We start from the raw sequence: 15,233 nt of genomic DNA, 5'->3' as shown, positions 1-15,233 counted from the left end.
CACATGCACAAGAAATACGCGGAACGCTGGGCGCCCTGGGTGCTGTTGCTGGCGGTCATCCTGCTGTGGCAGGTCATCTGCTCGGCCTTCGAGGTCTCGGAATTCATCTTCCCCAGCCCCTGGGCCATCGGCCGGCAGCTGGCCGAGTTCAGCGGCATCATCGCCGCCCACGCCTGGCGCACCTACTGGGTGACGATGGCGGGCTTTGGCATCGCCATCGTGGTGGGCGTGCTGCTGGGCTTTCTGATCGGCTCCTCGCGCCTGGCCTATGCGGCGTTCTATCCGCTGATGACGGCCTTCAACGCGCTGCCCAAGGCGGCCTTCGTGCCCATCCTGGTGGTCTGGTTCGGCATCGGCGCGGGACCGGCCATCCTCACGGCCTTCCTGATCAGCTTCTTTCCCATCATGGTCAACATCGCCACCGGCCTGGCCACGCTGGAGCCCGAGCTGGAGGATGTGCTGCGCGTGCTGGGCGCCCGGCGCTGGGACGTGCTGATCAAGGTCGGCCTGCCGCGCTCCATGCCGTACTTCTACGGCTCGCTCAAGGTGGCGATCACCCTGGCCTTCGTGGGCACCACGGTCAGCGAGATGACGGCGGCCAACGAAGGCATCGGCTACCTGCTGGTGTCGGCCGGCTCGTCCATGCAGATGGGCCTGGCCTTTGCCGGCCTGATCGTGGTGGGCGCCATGGCCATGGTGATGTACGAGCTGTTCAGCGCCATCGAAAAGCGCACCACCGGCTGGGCCCGGCGCGGCTCGCAGGGCGAGTGAGGGAAAATCCGGCCATGACGCCCGCACCCGCGACGACACCTTCCATGACGCCCCTGACCGACGAACAGGCGGCCCGCCAGCTGCGGCGCGCAGGCGCCGTGGCCGGGCGGGCCATGGCCATGGGCCGCCATCCCTTTGGCGCGCTGCTGCTGGCGCCCGATGGCGAGACCGTGCTGGCCGAGCAGGGCAACATCGACACGGTGAACCATGCCGAGTCCACGCTGGCGCGCACGGCCGCCGCCAACTATCCGGGCGCCTACCTGGCGCAGTGCACCCTGGTCACCACCTTCGAGCCCTGCGCCATGTGCGCCGGAACCATCTACTGGGCCGGCATAGGCCGTGTGCTCTACGGCGCCGAGGAAACGGCGCTGCTGGCGCTGACGGGCGACCATCCCGAAAATCCCACGCTGTCCCTGCCCTGTCGCGAGGTCTTCGCGCGCGGGCAGCGCAGCGTGCAGGTCGTGGGGCCCGTGCCTGCGCTGCAGGAGGAGATGCTGGCGCCGCACCGGGGCTTCTGGCAACAGGGCTGAGCCGCCTGCGCGGGCGGCTCAACTGCGGCAGCCGGCCAGCGCGTCCAGGGGCTTCTGGTAGGTGGGGCTGGTCACGTCCAGCAGGCCCAGGGTGGTGTGGTAGAGGTTGTCGTGCGACAGCGGCGCGTCCAGCTGGCCGCGCACGCAGCGTTCGGACACGCCGGTGCGCTCGCCCAGGTTGCCCAGCCAGGCAATCATGGGAATGTGCTTTTGCTCGTCGGGCGCCATGGCGTAGGGCATGCCGTGCAGGTAGATGCCCATCTCGCCCAGCGACTCGCCGTGGTCGGACATGTAGACCATGCCGGTCTGGTAGCGCGACTGCTGGCTTGCCAGCCAGTCGATGGTCTGCGACAGGAAGTGGTCGTTGTAGCGGATGGAGTTGTCGTAGACGTTGACCACCTGCTCGCGCGAGCAGCTGGACAGCGCATTGGTCAGGCATTCGGGCTGGAAGACCTTGGTCTCGGGCGTGGAGCGCTTGTAGTAGGCCGGGCCGTGGCTGCCCATCTCGTGCATGACCAGCACCACGCCGCGCTCGCGGCGCTCGCGCGGCAGCGCGGCGATGCGTTCGTCGATGCCGCTGAGCAGGATGCCGTCCAGGCATTCTCCATCGCTGGAGCACAGCGCCTTGCCGTCGGGCGTGTCCAGGCGGTCGGCGGTGCTGGCGTTGGGAATGCGTTCGCACACGCCCTTGCAGCCGGCCTGGTTGTCCAGCCACAGCACGGCCAGGCCGGCGCTGTACAGCACGTCCACGAGGTTGTCGTAGTCCACCTTGCTCTTGTAGAAGCCGGTGCGGCCCAGGTGCGAGAACATGCAGGGCACGGATTCGCGCGTGCTGGTGCCGCAGGAGGTCACGTTGCTCCAGTTGAGCACCTGGCGCCTGGCCAGCTCGGGCGTGGTGTCGCGCGCATAGCCGTTCAGGCCCCAGTTGGCGGCGCGCGCCGTCTCGCCCACGACGATGACGAACAGCGGCGGCTTGCGCTCGGCCGCATAGGTGGCCCCCAGCGTGGCGCCGGCCGCAATGCTGGCAAACGGGCGCTTGGGCCGCAGGATGGGCTTGAGCACCGCGTCCAGCGAGGCCAGCACCGGGCTGACCGGATTGAGCATGTGGCGCATCCACAGGTTGTTGCGGACCACGGGCGCCAGCTCGCGGTAGGAGACAAAGACCGAGGCCGCCAGCAGCAGCACCGAGGCGGCCAGCAGCGCCAGCGTGCGCAGCACGGTCTGCATGCTGCGGCGCGGGCGGATGACGCGCAGCCGCAGCAGCCAGGCCGTGGGCAGTCCGGCCACCAGCAGCAGCTGCAGCAGCAGCTGGGGGTTGAACAGGTCGCTGCTCTCGCGCAGGTCGGTCTGCAGGATGTTGTTGATCATGCCGCCGTCCATCACCGTGCCGTAGGCGGTCATGAAGTACTGGGCCGCGCCGGCAATCCAGGGCAGGGCAATCCACAGCGGCTTCATGCCGCGCGGCCAGGCCGTCAGCGACAGCAGCAGCAGCAGGCCGCCCAGGCCCAGGGGCAGCAGCCGCAGCACCAGGGCGGCCAGGCTGCCGTCATAGCCTTCCAGGTGGGGCAGGCGCCGCCACAGCGCCCAGTTGGCGGTGGCCAGCAGCCACAGCGCCAGCACCAGGGCCACGGCCTGGGGCGAGCGCGGTGCGCTCCAGGCCCTGCGCAGCCGTGCCGCGAGGCTGGCGGGGGCCGCCTGGGCAGGCTGGGCAGAAGATGGGGCCGGGGCTTGGCCGGTGCCGGAGGAGCCGGCAAAGGGGGGGCGGGCGAGCAGGCGTTCTGACATGGCCGCGAGCGTAGAATTCGCAGCTTAAGAACATCTGAACCCGGCGTTCAGACTCCGTTCAGCTTGAACCCCTGCCGCCCCCCCCCTTGCGCCACGCTTGTTCAGTCCGTATCCGGTGCGCATCCTGACGTGCGAAGGCCCAACCTCCCATGCGAATCCTGCTGGTCGAAGACGATGAGGCTCTGGCCCAGGCGGTGGGCAGCTATCTGCGCTCCAAGGCCTTTCTGATCGACAGCGTGCCCTCGCTGGCCCAGGCGCGCGCCTGCCTGGCCGGTGCCAGCTACGCGGCCGTGCTGCTGGACCTGCACCTGGCCGACGGTGACGGCCTGGCGCTCATGCCCACGCTGCGCCGGCTGGCGCAGCCTCCCGTCACCATCGTGCTGACGGCCCGCGACCAGGTCAGCGATCGCATCCGCGGGCTGGATGCGGGGGCCGACGACTATCTGGTCAAGCCCTACGACCCCGAGGAACTGCTGGCCCGCCTGCGCGCCGTGAGCCGGCGCGGCGGCGGCATGCAGGCCGGGCAGGACGCCGTGCTGCGCATGGGCACGCTGGAGATCGACCTGGCCCGCGAAATGGTGCGCGATGCCGGCCGCACCCTGCTGCTCACGCCCAAGGAATGGGCGCTGCTGCGCGTGCTCACGGCCCAGCCGCAGCGTGTGCACGCGCGCGAGCATCTGCTCGATGCGCTCTACGGCTTCGATGCCGAGGCCGACAGCAACACGCTGGAAGTGTTCATCAGCCGGCTGCGCCGCAAGCTCGGGCGCGACCGCATCCTGACCGTGCGCGGCACCGGCTACCGCCTGGCCCTCGAGCATGGATGAGCCGCAGCGCTACAGCCTGGCGCTGCCGCCCCGTCTGGCCGACCAGCTGGCCCGCGAGCTGACACTGGCCCTGGCCGCCGTCTGGCTGGCCTGCGTGCTGGCGCTGGCCTGGTATGTCAGCCACATCGTGCACCACAACTTCGACCAGGAAATGATCGACAGCGGCCACCGCCTGCTGGAGGTGGCCGTGCACCAGCTGGAACAGGAAGACCACTCGCGCGAGGGCGTGCAGCGCCCGCATGTGGCCTCGCAGCCGGGCGACGAGGCCGAGGATCTGGTCTACCAGCTGCAGGACGGCCGCGGCAACGTGCTGCTGCGCACCCAGGCCGCCCCCGTGGCGGCCTTTGCCGTGCCCATGCGCGAGGGCTTCTACGAGCGCGAGGGCTGGCGCATCTATGTGGTGGCCCATCCCCGGCAGCCGCTGTTCCTGATGCTGGCCGATCCCATGGTCGAGCGCAGCGAGGCGCTGCAGCGGGCGCTGCTGGCGCTGGGCTCGGTGATGCTGGTCATGCTCGCCCTCATGGGCTGGGCGCTGCGCGTGACCGCGCGGCGGCGCCTGCGCGTGCTGCGCGACATGCAGCTGCAGCTGAGCGAGCGCGGCGGCTCCAACCTGGAGCCGCTGGACCTGGACGCCATGCCGCGCGAGCTGTGGCGGCTGGGCCGGGGCATCAACCACCTGATGCAGCGCCTGTCGCATGCGCTGCAGGTGGAGCGCTCCATGGCCGCCAATGCGGCCCACGAGCTGCGCACGCCGCTGGCCGTGGCCACGCTGCGCCTGCAGACGGCCCTGGACCGTGGCGTGGACAACGCCGACGTGCGGGCCGCGCACGAGGCGCTGGAGCGGCTGAGCCAGCGCACGGAAAAGCTGCTGCAGCTGTCGCGCGCGGCCTCGGGCTCGGCGCTGGCGCAGGACGATGTGCGGCTGGATACGCTGGCCAGCATGGTGGCCTCCGAGTTCTGGCAGCAGGACGAATCCACCCAGCTGCGGCTGGACGTGGTGCTGCCCGAGCAGCCCTGCGGGCCGGTGGCGGGCGACGTGGACACGCTGGCCATTGCCTTGCGCAACCTGGTGGAGAACGCGCTGCGCTACAGCGATGGCTCGGAGGTGCTGCTCGAAGTCTGCGACAGCCATACCGTCCAGGTGCGCGACGAGGGGCCGGGCATGGACGCCGTGGCGCTGGGCACCGCGCGCGAGCGCCATGTGCGCCATGTGGACGATCTGCGCCTGCCCCAGGGCGCCGTGCGCGAACTGGCATCGCCGGGCTATGGCCTGGGCCTGTCCATCGTGTCCATGATCGTGGCCCAGCACGGCGGCAGCCTGCAGCTGCAGTCGCCACCGCCTGGCAGCTCCAGCGGCCTGCTGGCACGCATTCAGTTGCCGGGGCGCGATCCGTCCGCGGATCCCGACGCCCCGGCCTGAGCCGGGTCGCAGGCAGACGGCAGGGGCGCATCGGCCGGCATGTGCCTGCACAGCCTGGCGTTGCGCTGCGCTGCGGGCAGGGCGGCCAGCTGCCGCACCTCGGCATAGAAACGCTGCCAGCCCTGGATTGCCTCGTTGCCGGGCTGGGCCTGGGCCGGAGCTTGGGTCTTTGCTTGGGCCTGGGCCTGGTGCCACAGCGCGGTGAAGGCCGGCACCCAGTCGTCATAGGCGGCCAGCGCGCCGAAGCTGGCGTTGTTGGCATCGGCCACCCACTGGTCCAGCCGCGCCTGGTTGCGGTCGTAGAGCTGGCGCTGCGCGTCGGTGGTCAGCAAGGCTGCATCGGCGCTGCGCCATTGCGCGCGCAGCGCAGCGTAGTCGCTGCGCAGCTGCTGGTAGATCTGCGCCTTGGCCTGCTGCATGGCGGGGCCGCGCTGCTGCGGGTCCTGGTACAGCTGCTGCAGCGCCTGGCGCGTGTGGCCGGTCAGCGCCCGCCACTGCGCGCGCCGCAGCTGGCCTGCATCCCAGCGTGCGCGGGCGGCGGGGCCGGCCTCGGTGGCCAGCCACAGCGGCGTGCCCAGGCGCTCCACGGTGGTGGCAAAGGATTCGTTGAAGGCGGTATCGCCGGCCACGTAGACCACCTGGTGGGCCAGCTCATGGAACAGCAGGCCGGCGAACTCGCCCTCGCCCCAGCCCACGAAGGTGTTGAGCAGCGGATCGCCCCCCAGCCAGTTCAGGTAGCCCAGCGTGGAATAGGCGGGCACGCCGTAGCTGCCGGACTCCAGGCCCTGGTCGGCCAGCAGCCGGGCCTGGGCCACGGCGTCTGCCTCGGAAAAGTAGCCCCGGTAGCCCACGCAGCCGGCCACGGGAAAGCACCAGCGGTGCAGCTCCAGGCTGTCGGGCGGCGCGGCCACCACGTTCCACACGGCAAAGGGCCGCTGCAGATCGGCGTAGCGGCGGTAGCTGGCGTTGTCGGGCAGGCCCAGCCGTTGCACGGCGAAGCTGCGCATGCGCTGGGCCGCAAGCAGGCGCTCGCGCAGCGCGGGTGCCAGGTTGTCGTCCTGCAGCCAGTCGTCAATGGGGCGGCTGGCCTGCAGCAGGTGTATCTGGCCGCGCAGGCTTTGCCAGTAATAGCCCAGGCCGTCGCCGCCGGCCCCCGTGCTGGCACAGCCGCCCAGCAGCAGGCCTATGCCCGCCAAAATCGCGGGCAGGCCGCGCCTGACTACACTCAAGCCTTCACGCACCCTTGGCCCCCTTGCTGCTTTCATGGACTTCTTCACGCTGGCGATCATTGTCTTCATCGCAATCTACCTTCTCAAGACGCAGGAGCAGCGCCGGCATACCCTGCTGCTGGCCCAGTATCTGGGGCGTTTCCAGATAGAGAAGCTGATGGGCGGCCTGATCGAAGGCTATCTGCGCGCCCTGGGCGAGAACGACGAGCAGCGCCGCGCCCAGATCTGGACCGTGCTGGACAACACCGAAACCAGCCTGGTCGAGCAGTTCCAGCGCTTTGCCAAGGAAATGGCCTCGGCCGATCCGCAGCTCACGCGCGTGAGCACGCTGCCCGTGGCGCTGCCCTATCTGGACCGGCTGTTCCCGTCGTCCGGCTTCGATCTGCGCGAAGCCATGCAGCTGCATGCGCGCGGCATTGCCTCCGTGCGCGTGGCCGACAGCGCCACCGAGGAAGAACGCCGTGCGCGCGCCTTCATGATGACGGCCGAGCTGTTGCTCATGCAGTACACCTGTCATTGGTTTTGCAAATCGCGCGCCGTGGCATCCCTGCGGCTGGTCGCACGGCACAAGACGCCCTTCGAGCAAGTGCTTGCTTCGGTGAGTGACCAGACACGGCGCGACTACAGGCAGCTGATCGCCTGATCGCCCCTTCTGTGGCGGGGCGCCATGCCCCGCCATGCACAGCCCAGGCTGCGATTGACGCAGTGCGGCTTGCTGTCAAAAATGAACGCCATGACACAAGTGCTGAGCTCCATCGAGGCGCGGCTGGCGTCTCTCCCTGTTCCCGTGGCCGTGATCCTGCCGTCCGGCCAGCGCGCCGGTCCTGCGGATGCGCAGGTGGTGCTGCATTTCCAGTCCATGGCGGCCATGGCCAGCCTGGCGGCGGGGCAGATAGGGACACTGGGCAGTGCCATCGTGGAGGGGCTGGTACGCATCGATGGCCGCATGCGCGACGTGATGGCGGTGGCCGCCAGCCTGCTGCAATCCGATCCGGTGCGCGGCACATCGCACTGGTGGGTGCATGCCATGGCCCGCATGCGCTCCATGGCCGCGCACACGCTGGCGCGCGACGCCCAGCAGATCCAGTTCCACTACGACATCTCCGACGACTTCTACGGCCTGTGGCTGGACCCGCGCCGCGTCTATTCCTGCGCCTACTTCCGCGATCCGCAGATGACGCTGGCCCAGGCCCAGGAGGCCAAGCTCGACCACATCTGCCGCAAGCTGGACCTGCGGCCCGGCGAGCGTTTCCTGGACATCGGCGCGGGCTGGGGCGCGCTGCTGCTGTGGGCGGCCGAGCATTACGGTGTCACGGCCACGGGCATCACGCTCTCGCACAACCAGCACCGCCATGTGCAGCAGCTGATTGCCGAGCGCGGCCTGCAGGGCAGGGTGGACATGCAACTGCTGGACTACCGCGCGCTGGCGCCCGGCCAGCCCTTCGACAAGATAGGCTCGGTGGGCATGTTCGAGCATGTGGGCCAGGCCCAGCTGCCCGAGTACTTCCAGACCGTGCACCGCCTGCTGCGCCCGGGCGGCATGGCGCTGATCCACGGCATCACCGCGGGCGGCGTGGACAACACCCAGCTGGGCGCGGGCATGGGCGAGTTCATCGACCGCTACATCTTCCCCGGCGGCGAGCTGATGCATGTGAGCCGCGTGCTGCACGACATGGGCCACAGCGGGCTGGAAATGGTGGACACGGAGAACCTGCGGCCCCACTACGCACGCACGCTGTGGAACTGGTCCGACGCACTGGAAGCCCAGCTGCCGCAGGCGCAGCGTATCCTTGAGCAGCATGCCGATGCCGAAGGTGCCGCCAAGGTGCTGCGCGCCTACCGGCTCTATCTGGCGGGTTGCGCCATGGGCTTCGAGCGCGGCTGGATCGCCCTGCACCAGATGCTGTGCACGCATCCCGACGGACGGCTGCAGTCGGGGTCCATGGTGGGAGCCCAATCGGACTATGCTTTCAACCGCGAGTACATGTACCGCTGAGTGCATGACACGCCACACAGAAAAAGGATAGCCATGCTCTACAAGTTCAAGTCCCGTGCCACGGCCGACGTCATCATGCTCGAATCCAACGGCCGCCAGGTCCTGGAGATCGTCGGCAAGACGCCCGGCGCCAGCGGCATCATCACCGTCCAGCAGATCCCGGCCGCCATCGATGCGCTGGAAGCCGCCGTGGCCGATGACGATGCCCGCCGCAAGGCCAACCAGGAAGAGGATGCGCAGGATGGCGACCAGGACAATGCCGCACCGGGCGCACGCGATGCCGTCAGCCTGCGCCAGCGCGCTGCGCCCATGATCGACATGCTGCGCCGCAGCGCCGCCGAGAACAGCGACGTCACCTGGTAAGCCGGCGGCCCCCGCTGGCCCGTCAGGCGTTGATGCCCTTCATGCCTTCCTCCGTATAGCGCTGCCCGGCCACGGGCAGCTCGTCGCTGGCGCGCCGCAGCTCGTCCAGCTCGCCGGGCGTCAGTGCCACGGACAGCGCGCCCAGGTTGTCCTGCAGATGGGCGATGCGCCGGGTGCCCGGAATGGGCACCACGTCCGGCCCCTGGGCCAGCAGCCAGGCCAGGGCGATCTGCGCAGGCGTGCTGCCCTTGCGCTGCGCCAGGGCCGATACGGCACCCACCAGGGCCTGGTTGGTGTCGATGTTGCCGGGCTGAAAGCGCGGCAGGCTGGCTCGGAAATCGCCCTGCTCGAAGGCCGTGCCGCCATGAAAGCGTCCCGTGAGAAAGCCGCGCCCCAGCGGCGAATAGGCCACCAGCCCCACGCCCAGCTCGCGGCAGGCGGGCAGCACCTCGTCCTCCACCTCGCGCGTCCACAGTGAATACTCGGTCTGCACCGCCGCCACCGGGTGCACGGCATGGGCGCGGCGCAGCGTGGCTGCGCTGACCTCGCACAGGCCGATGCGGGCGATCTTGCCTTCCTGCACCAGGCCCGCCAGGCCTTGCATGGTCTCTTCGATGGGCCGCGTGGCATCGACGCGGTGCACGTAGTACAGGTCGATGCGCTCCACGCCCAGGCGCCGCAGCGAGTCCTCGCAGCTTTGCCGCGCGTACTGCGCGCTGTTGTCGATGCTGCGCCGGTACTCCCCGGCCTTGCGCACGATGCCGAACTTGGTGGCGATCTTCACGCGCGGGCGGCGCGATGCCAGGAAGCGGCCGATCAGCTCCTCGTTGTGGTGCGGCCCGTAGACATCGGCCGTGTCCAGGAAGTCGATGCCGGCCTCCACGGCATGGTCCAGCGCCTGCAGCGCCAGGGCGTCGTCGCGCGGGCCATAGAACTCGCTCATGCCCATGCAGCCCAGGCCCAGGGCGGATACCTGCAGATCGTGGCCAAGTGTGCGTTGTTGCATTGCATATCCTCTTGCTGAAACAAGGGGCCAGTATGGTTTTCCGGGGTGGGCTTGCCTACTGAGAAAATCGCGCTTCGATCTTCCATTTCCGGAAAACATTTCCGCAAAGGCTCTCCGCAAGGGCTTTCCAGGAAAACCAAGGAGCACTTCATTGCAGTGGGACGACGCCCGCATCTTCCTGGCCATTGCCCGCGCCGGCAGCCTGAGCGGCGCCTCGGCCGCGCTGGGGCTGGGCGTGGCCACGGTCTCGCGCCGGCTGGACCGGCTGGAGTCCGCGCTGGCCATGCCGCTGTTCAGCCGCCACCAGAGCGGCTATCGGCTCACGGCCGACGGCCAGGCGCTGCTGGCCCCGGCCGAGACGCTGGAGCAGGCGGCCCAGGCCCTGGGCGATGCCGCGCACAGCCAGGCACAGGTGGCGGGCGTGGTGCGGCTGGCCACGGCGGAGAATCTGGCCAACCCGCTGATCGCGCCCTCGCTGGTCCCTCTGTTCGCCCGCCATCCGGGGCTGCGCGTGCAGCTGGTCAGCGGCGTGCAGACGCTGAACCTGCACCGGCGCGACGCCGACCTGGCCGTGCGCATGTCCCAGCCCGAGGCCGGCCACGTCACGATCCGGCGCCTGGGAACGCTGGGTTTCGGCCTGTACGGATCGGCCGGCCATGTTGCTGGCCGCGCTGGCCGGAGCGGCCCGGACCCCTTCGAAGGCGACGCCTTCATCGGCTGGGACGACAGCCATGCCCACCTGCCCGCCGCACGCTGGATGGCGCGCGCCCTGCGCGGGCGTCCCTGCCGGCTGGAGACCAACACCCTGTCCGCGCAGCTGGCCGCGGCCCAGGCGGGCCTGGGCCTGGCCGTGCTGCCGCATTTCCTGGCGCGGCAGGCGGGGCTGATCTGCGTGGAGCCGCAGCTGGGCGCCGACCAGCCGATCTGGTTGGCCATGCATGCCGACCTTGCCCAGTCGCGGCGGGTGCGGGCCGTGGCGGACCACCTCATTGAACTGTTCGAGCGGCGGCATGCCGAACTCGAAGGCCCGGCCTGAGCCGCAGCAGGGGCCGCGCGCCGTGTTAAACACGCACGCAGATTGCGAGAAAGAAAGGACTTCCATGCACCGCCTCCGTCATTCCTCCCGATTCCTGCCCTGGCTGGGCGCGCTGGCCGCCACGCTGGCGCTGGCCGCCTGCGCCGACAGGCCCAAGGCGCCCACCGGCCCGCAGGCGCCTCCGGGAGCGGCGGCGGCCGTGTATTCGCTGCTGTTTCTGGACAACGCCTCCAACCTCGGCCCCAAGGCGGCGGCCTACTGCATAGGCAACGGCCGTGGATGGGCGCTGCTGGACCCCGATGCCGGCACGCTGGCCCTGCTCAGCGGCCAGAGCCAGGTGCGGCCGGCTTCGGCCTGCGACGTGGGCAAGGGCGGCGAGCAGGTGCTGGACCGGGCCAGCGGCCGGCCGGCGCTGATGTTCGGCGTCGAGCTTGTGCACTGCACGGCCTCGGGATCGCAATGCCTGATGCGCGGCAGCTACTACGAAGGTCCCGGCAACACGCAGAGCAACCTCTACAACGCAAGCCAGCGTGGCGGCAGCTGGCAGGCCGTGATGGCGCTGCGCGGGCCGGCGCCCTGAACCCTGCATCGCCGCTGTCGCGCCGTCCCCGCCAACGAAAAAGCCCGGCCGAAGCCGGGCTTGATCGTGGTTGCAACTGGGCGATCCGTCGCGGTGGTGGTCCTCGGGATCAGTCGGCGTAGGTGCCGGCTGCCTTGATGACCTTGCCCCACTTCTCGATCTCGGCCTGGACGAACTTCTTGTGGCCTTCGGGTTCGATGCGGCCGTCGCTGGCGATCACGGCGCCCAGGGCTTCCTGGCGCTTGATGAACTCGGGGTCCTTGAGGGCGGCCTTCATTGCCTCGTTGACCTTCTTGACGACGTCGGCCGGCGTGCCCTTGGGCGCGTACAGGCCATGCCAGATGGTGACCTGGAAGTCAGGCACGCCCACTTCGGCCAGCGTCGGCAGGTCCTTCAGTGCGGGCATGACCAGGCGCTTGGGCGTGGTCACGGCATAGGCCTGGACCTTCTTGGCCGTGATCTGGCCCGTGGTGTTGGTGGTCTGGTCGCACAGCAGGTCGACCTGGTTGCCGATCAGGTCGGCGATGGCCGGCGCGGCGCCCTTGTAGGGCACGGGCGTCATTTCGGTCTTCATGGCCGCCTGCAGCATCAGGCCGCACAGGTGGGAGGCGGAACCGATGCCGGCATTGGCCAGGTTGACCTTGCCCTGGTTCTTGCCGATCCAGTCCTTGACCTCGGCGAAGTTCTTGGCCGGCAGGCTGGGGCGGCCGATCAGGGTCATGGGCACGTCGTTGATGATGCCGGCGTACTCGAAGTCGTTGAGCACGTTGAACGACAGCTTGCGGTACAGCGACGGGATCGTGGACATGCCGATGTGGTTGATCAGCAGCGTGTAGCCGTCAGGGCGGGCACGTGCAGCCTTGGCCGTGCCGATGGTGCTGCCGGCGCCGTCGGCGTTGTCCACCACGATGGTGGCATTGTTCAGATGCTTGCGCATGGACTCGGCCAGATCGCGGGCCACCTTGTCGGTCGGGCCGCCTGCGGTGAACGGCACGATGAGGGTGATCGTCTTGCCTGCGGCAGGATAGTCCTGCGCATGAGCGCCAATGGCTGCGCCGGCTGCCAGGGCGATGGCTGCGATCTTGAACAATGCTTTCATAGTGTCTCCAGGTGAATGGCGTGCAAATGATAGGGGGCGATGCGTTTTCGCCCTAAAGGGCAAACACGCAAAAGAAACCGAATGCACGAGGAGACGAATTTTAAGAATTGTTTCTATTGCGCCGCAGCAGATTCCCTTGCCATTGATCTAGTGCAAACCCTTGGAGGCTTGACAGGCGTCATGTTTTCAGGGATTGCGCCGGCTGCGCGGCGGCGCGGCCACCGTCCCCCGCGCCTCGGTGGCTACTTGTACGACCTCGCGTCTTCGATCACCTTGCCGTCATTGGGCAGGGTGCCCGGCAGCACCATCTGCACGTCGCCGCGCAGCTTGGTCACTTCGCGCACCGCGTCGGACAGCTGCTGGGCCAGGCCCGGCGAGGTCTCGCGGGTTTCGACCAGCAACTGCATCTGGTCATTGGCCATCTCGCCCGTGACCACCAGCCTTGCGCGCCCCACCTGCGGAAAGCGGCGCACGACGTCGGCAATCTGGCCCGGGTGCACGAACATGCCGCGCACCTTGGTGGTCTGGTCGGCGCGTCCCATCCAGCCCTTGATGCGCGCATTGGTGCGGCCCGTGGGGCACTGGCCGGGCAGCACGGCAGAGAGGTCGCCCGTGCCGAAGCGGATCAGCGGGTAGTCGGGGTTGAAGGTGGTGATCACCAGTTCGCCCACCTCGCCGGGCGCCACGGGGTCGCCCGTGCCGGGGCGCACGATCTCGACGATGACCTGCTCGTCCAGCACCAGGCCTTCGCGCGCTTCGGTCTCGTAGGCGATCAGGCCCAGGTCGGCCGTGGCGTAGCACTGGTAGCCCGCGATGCCGCGCTCGGCCAGCCAGTCGCGCAGCGAGGGCGGAAAGGCCTCTCCCGAGACCATGGCCTTGGTCACGGACGGGATGGGCAGGCCCATCTCCACGGACTTTTCCACAATGATCTTGAGGAAGCTGGGCGTGCCCACGTAGCCGGCGGGACGCAGGTCGGCCATGGCCTGCACCTGCTGCTCGGTCTGGCCCGTGCCGCCTGCGAACACCGTGCAGCCCAGCGCATGGGCGCCGCTTTCCATCATCGAGCCCGCGGGCACGAAGTGGTAGCTGAAGCAGTTGTGTACCAGCTCGCCGGGCCGAAAGCCAGAGGCATGCAGCGCGCGCGCCATGCGCCAGTAGTCGGGGCGGCGGCTCTCGGGCTCGTAGATGGGGCCGGGGCTGCAGAACAGGCGCGGCATGGGCTGGCCCAGGCCGATGGCGTTGAAGCCGCCGAAGATCTGCGCGGGCCGCTGCTCGGCCTGGCGCTGCAGCAGCTCGTACTTGCGCGTCACCGGCAGGCGGGCCAGGGCCTCGCGGCTGGTGATCTGCGCGGCGTCGACGCCGTCCAGGATCCGGGCGAAGGCAGCCGACTGTTGCTGCGCATGGGCGATCTGCCGGGGCAGGGCGGCCAGCAGCGCTGCTTCGCGTTCGTCAGGGGTGCGCGTCTCCAGCGCGTCGTAGAAGGCACTCATGGCTAGTCCTGTATGTGGAAAAGGGCAGATGGAGTCCGGCCAGCGGTGAAAGAAAGATTCCAACAATCCTTGTGCCGCCCCTGGCCTGCGAAACCGGCGCGGCCCAACCCCAGGGACACCGAGGAAGGGCCGCCCCCGCACCGAGGGTGTCGTCCCCCTTTCAGGGGGAAGGCGCGAAGCGACTCAGGGGGTATTCATGCAAGCCAACGTTTTCTGCGCTTGTAGCTTTTCACGTCCTTGAAACTCTTGCGCTCGCCGCCGCCCACGCCCAGGTAGAACTCCTTGACGTCCTCGTTGCTGGCCAGGTCCGAGGCCGCGCCGTCCATGACGATGCGGCCGCTTTCCATGATGTAGCCGTAGTCCGAGTACTTGAGCGCCATGTTGGTGTTCTGCTCGGCCAGCAGGAAGGTGACCTTTTCCTTGCTGTTGAGGTCGCGGACGATGTTGAACACCTCCTCGACGATCTGCGGGGCCAGGCCCATCGAGGGTTCGTCCAGCAGCACCATGCGCGGGTTGGCCATCAGCGCGCGGCCGATGGCGCACATCTGCTGCTCGCCGCCCGAGGTGTAGGCGGCCTGCGAGGTGCGGCGCGTCTTCAGGCGCGGAAAGTAGTTGTAGACCTTCTCGAGGTTGGCCGCGATCTCGCCCTTGTCGGTGCGCGTGTAGCTGCCGGTCATGAGGTTTTCCTCGATGGTCAGGTGGGCGAAGCAGTGCCGCCCCTCCATGACCTGGACCACGCCGCGCTGCACCAGCTCGGAGGGCGTGAGGCTTTCGATGCGCTCGCCCTCCAGCTCGATCGTGCCCTTGGTCACCTCGCCGCGCTCGCCCTTGAGCAGGTTGGAGATGGCGCGCAGCGTCGTGGTCTTGCCCGCGCCGTTGCCGCCCAGAATGGCCACGATGCTCTCGCGCGGCACCTGGAGCGAAACGCCCTTGAGCACCAGGATCACATGGTTGTAGATGACTTCGATGCCATTGACCACGAGCAGCGGATCGCTGGCGGCCGGGGCGGAGGTGGGTGCGGTGGTCATGGCGTCGTCCATGGGCGTTGATACGAAAGCGGAGTGCGGGGCCGCAACTCTCGAAGCATCTCTGCGCGGGGCATGC

Annotated in this window: 15 protein-coding genes; 9 read left to right on the top strand and 6 right to left on the bottom strand. The window is 68.9% G+C overall.

All coding sequences use genetic code 11. The features are described from left to right. Positions 1–3 precede the first annotated feature (3 nt). A complete protein-coding gene (locus tag PO605_RS03800; RefSeq protein WP_012203071.1) occupies positions 4–771 on the top strand; it encodes an ABC transporter permease in 768 nt (255 codons plus the stop codon). A 14-nt stretch (positions 772–785) separates the two neighbouring features. Next, positions 786–1,301 (top strand): nucleoside deaminase, encoded by a 516-nt coding sequence (locus PO605_RS03795; RefSeq protein ID WP_082001457.1) that lies wholly within the window; start codon positions 786–788, stop codon positions 1,299–1,301. 18 nt (positions 1,302–1,319) lie between these two features. Here PO605_RS03795 and PO605_RS03790 read toward each other — a convergent pair whose 3' ends face one another. Continuing rightward, the gene (locus PO605_RS03790) at positions 1,320–3,086 is read right to left on the bottom strand and encodes a phosphoethanolamine transferase (RefSeq protein ID WP_272206107.1); all 1,767 of its coding nucleotides are present in this window, start codon (positions 3,084–3,086) and stop codon (positions 1,320–1,322) included. A gap of 149 nt (positions 3,087–3,235) precedes the next feature. Here PO605_RS03790 and PO605_RS03785 point away from each other — a divergent pair, with 149 nt between their 5' ends. Continuing rightward, positions 3,236–3,910, top strand: a complete 675-nt coding sequence (locus PO605_RS03785; RefSeq protein ID WP_016446608.1) for a response regulator — start codon at positions 3,236–3,238, stop codon at positions 3,908–3,910. Then, positions 3,903–5,330 carry an ATP-binding protein gene (locus tag PO605_RS03780; protein WP_043789275.1) on the top strand — a complete coding sequence of 476 codons (1,428 nt, stop codon included), beginning with the start codon at positions 3,903–3,905 and terminating at the stop codon, positions 5,328–5,330. The genes PO605_RS03785 and PO605_RS03780 overlap by 8 nt, the downstream gene beginning before the upstream one ends. Here the strand turns inward: PO605_RS03780 and PO605_RS03775 are convergent. Next, entirely contained in the window at positions 5,282–6,571 is a 1,290-nt protein-coding gene (locus PO605_RS03775) for an aminopeptidase (RefSeq protein WP_272206156.1), read from the bottom strand. The genes PO605_RS03780 and PO605_RS03775 overlap by 49 nt on opposite strands. Before the next feature lie 22 nt (positions 6,572–6,593). On the opposite strand from PO605_RS03775, the gene PO605_RS03770 reads away from it, so the two are divergent. From PO605_RS03770 to PO605_RS03760, 3 genes are read left to right on the top strand one after another with little or no spacing between them, the layout of a single operon-like run. Further along, positions 6,594–7,202 (top strand): hypothetical protein, encoded by a 609-nt coding sequence (locus tag PO605_RS03770; protein ID WP_016446605.1) that lies wholly within the window; start codon positions 6,594–6,596, stop codon positions 7,200–7,202. A 24-nt stretch (positions 7,203–7,226) separates the two neighbouring features. Further along, a complete protein-coding gene (locus PO605_RS03765) occupies positions 7,227–8,555 on the top strand; it encodes a class I SAM-dependent methyltransferase (protein WP_016446604.1) in 1,329 nt (442 codons plus the stop codon). A 33-nt stretch (positions 8,556–8,588) separates the two neighbouring features. Beyond that, positions 8,589–8,918 (top strand): DUF1840 domain-containing protein, encoded by a 330-nt coding sequence (locus PO605_RS03760; protein WP_016446603.1) that lies wholly within the window; start codon positions 8,589–8,591, stop codon positions 8,916–8,918. A gap of 22 nt (positions 8,919–8,940) precedes the next feature. On the opposite strand, the gene PO605_RS03755 is transcribed toward PO605_RS03760, so the two are convergent. Continuing rightward, the gene (locus PO605_RS03755) at positions 8,941–9,924 is read right to left on the bottom strand and encodes an aldo/keto reductase (RefSeq protein WP_047472828.1); all 984 of its coding nucleotides are present in this window, start codon (positions 9,922–9,924) and stop codon (positions 8,941–8,943) included. Between the two features lie 151 nt (positions 9,925–10,075). Here PO605_RS03755 and PO605_RS03750 point away from each other — a divergent pair, with 151 nt between their 5' ends. Both PO605_RS03750 and PO605_RS03745 read left to right on the top strand, forming a co-directional pair. Further along, on the top strand, positions 10,076–10,960 hold the full coding sequence (locus PO605_RS03750) for a LysR family transcriptional regulator (RefSeq protein WP_272206106.1): 885 nt from the start codon (positions 10,076–10,078) through the stop codon (positions 10,958–10,960). A gap of 64 nt (positions 10,961–11,024) precedes the next feature. Beyond that, positions 11,025–11,540 (top strand): hypothetical protein, encoded by a 516-nt coding sequence (locus PO605_RS03745; protein WP_016446600.1) that lies wholly within the window; start codon positions 11,025–11,027, stop codon positions 11,538–11,540. 109 nt (positions 11,541–11,649) lie between these two features. Here PO605_RS03745 and PO605_RS03740 read toward each other — a convergent pair whose 3' ends face one another. The 3 genes from PO605_RS03740 to PO605_RS03730 form a co-directional block, all read right to left on the bottom strand. Continuing rightward, on the bottom strand, positions 11,650–12,639 hold the full coding sequence (locus PO605_RS03740; RefSeq protein WP_016446599.1) for a tripartite tricarboxylate transporter substrate-binding protein: 990 nt from the start codon (positions 12,637–12,639) through the stop codon (positions 11,650–11,652). A 242-nt stretch (positions 12,640–12,881) separates the two neighbouring features. Further along, complete coding sequence (locus PO605_RS03735; RefSeq protein ID WP_016446598.1) at positions 12,882–14,129, bottom strand: phenylacetate--CoA ligase family protein; 1,248 nt, start codon at positions 14,127–14,129, stop codon at positions 12,882–12,884. Positions 14,130–14,323: 194 nt separating this feature from the next. Beyond that, positions 14,324–15,157, bottom strand: coding sequence for an ABC transporter ATP-binding protein (locus PO605_RS03730; RefSeq protein ID WP_016446597.1), 834 nt, complete (start codon positions 15,155–15,157; stop codon positions 14,324–14,326). Positions 15,158–15,233: the final 76 nt, after the last annotated feature.

It is taken from the genome of Delftia sp. DT-2 (genome assembly GCF_028401915.1).
GTDB classification, from domain to species: Bacteria; Pseudomonadota; Gammaproteobacteria; order Burkholderiales; family Burkholderiaceae_C; genus Comamonas; species Comamonas tsuruhatensis.
This window is presented reverse-complemented; position numbering and strand designations above follow the sequence as displayed.

Bases quoted from the DNA above. Each gene is read 5' to 3' on its own strand.
- PO605_RS03800 (WP_012203071.1), top strand. From the start codon at position 4: ATGCACAAGAAATACGCGGAACGCTGGGCGCCCTGGGTGCTGTTGCTG.
- PO605_RS03795 (WP_082001457.1), top strand. From the start codon at position 786: ATGACGCCCGCACCCGCGACGACACCTTCCATGACGCCCCTGACCGAC.
- PO605_RS03790 (WP_272206107.1), bottom strand. From the start codon at position 3,086: ATGTCAGAACGCCTGCTCGCCCGCCCCCCCTTTGCCGGCTCCTCCGGC.
- PO605_RS03785 (WP_016446608.1), top strand. From the start codon at position 3,236: ATGCGAATCCTGCTGGTCGAAGACGATGAGGCTCTGGCCCAGGCGGTG.
- PO605_RS03780 (WP_043789275.1), top strand. From the start codon at position 3,903: ATGGATGAGCCGCAGCGCTACAGCCTGGCGCTGCCGCCCCGTCTGGCC.
- PO605_RS03770 (WP_016446605.1), top strand. From the start codon at position 6,594: ATGGACTTCTTCACGCTGGCGATCATTGTCTTCATCGCAATCTACCTT.
- PO605_RS03765 (WP_016446604.1), top strand. From the start codon at position 7,227: ATGCCCCGCCATGCACAGCCCAGGCTGCGATTGACGCAGTGCGGCTTG.
- PO605_RS03760 (WP_016446603.1), top strand. From the start codon at position 8,589: ATGCTCTACAAGTTCAAGTCCCGTGCCACGGCCGACGTCATCATGCTC.
- PO605_RS03755 (WP_047472828.1), bottom strand. From the start codon at position 9,924: ATGCAACAACGCACACTTGGCCACGATCTGCAGGTATCCGCCCTGGGC.
- PO605_RS03745 (WP_016446600.1), top strand. From the start codon at position 11,025: ATGCACCGCCTCCGTCATTCCTCCCGATTCCTGCCCTGGCTGGGCGCG.
- PO605_RS03740 (WP_016446599.1), bottom strand. From the start codon at position 12,639: ATGAAAGCATTGTTCAAGATCGCAGCCATCGCCCTGGCAGCCGGCGCA.
- PO605_RS03735 (WP_016446598.1), bottom strand. From the start codon at position 14,129: ATGAGTGCCTTCTACGACGCGCTGGAGACGCGCACCCCTGACGAACGC.
- PO605_RS03730 (WP_016446597.1), bottom strand. From the start codon at position 15,157: ATGACCACCGCACCCACCTCCGCCCCGGCCGCCAGCGATCCGCTGCTC.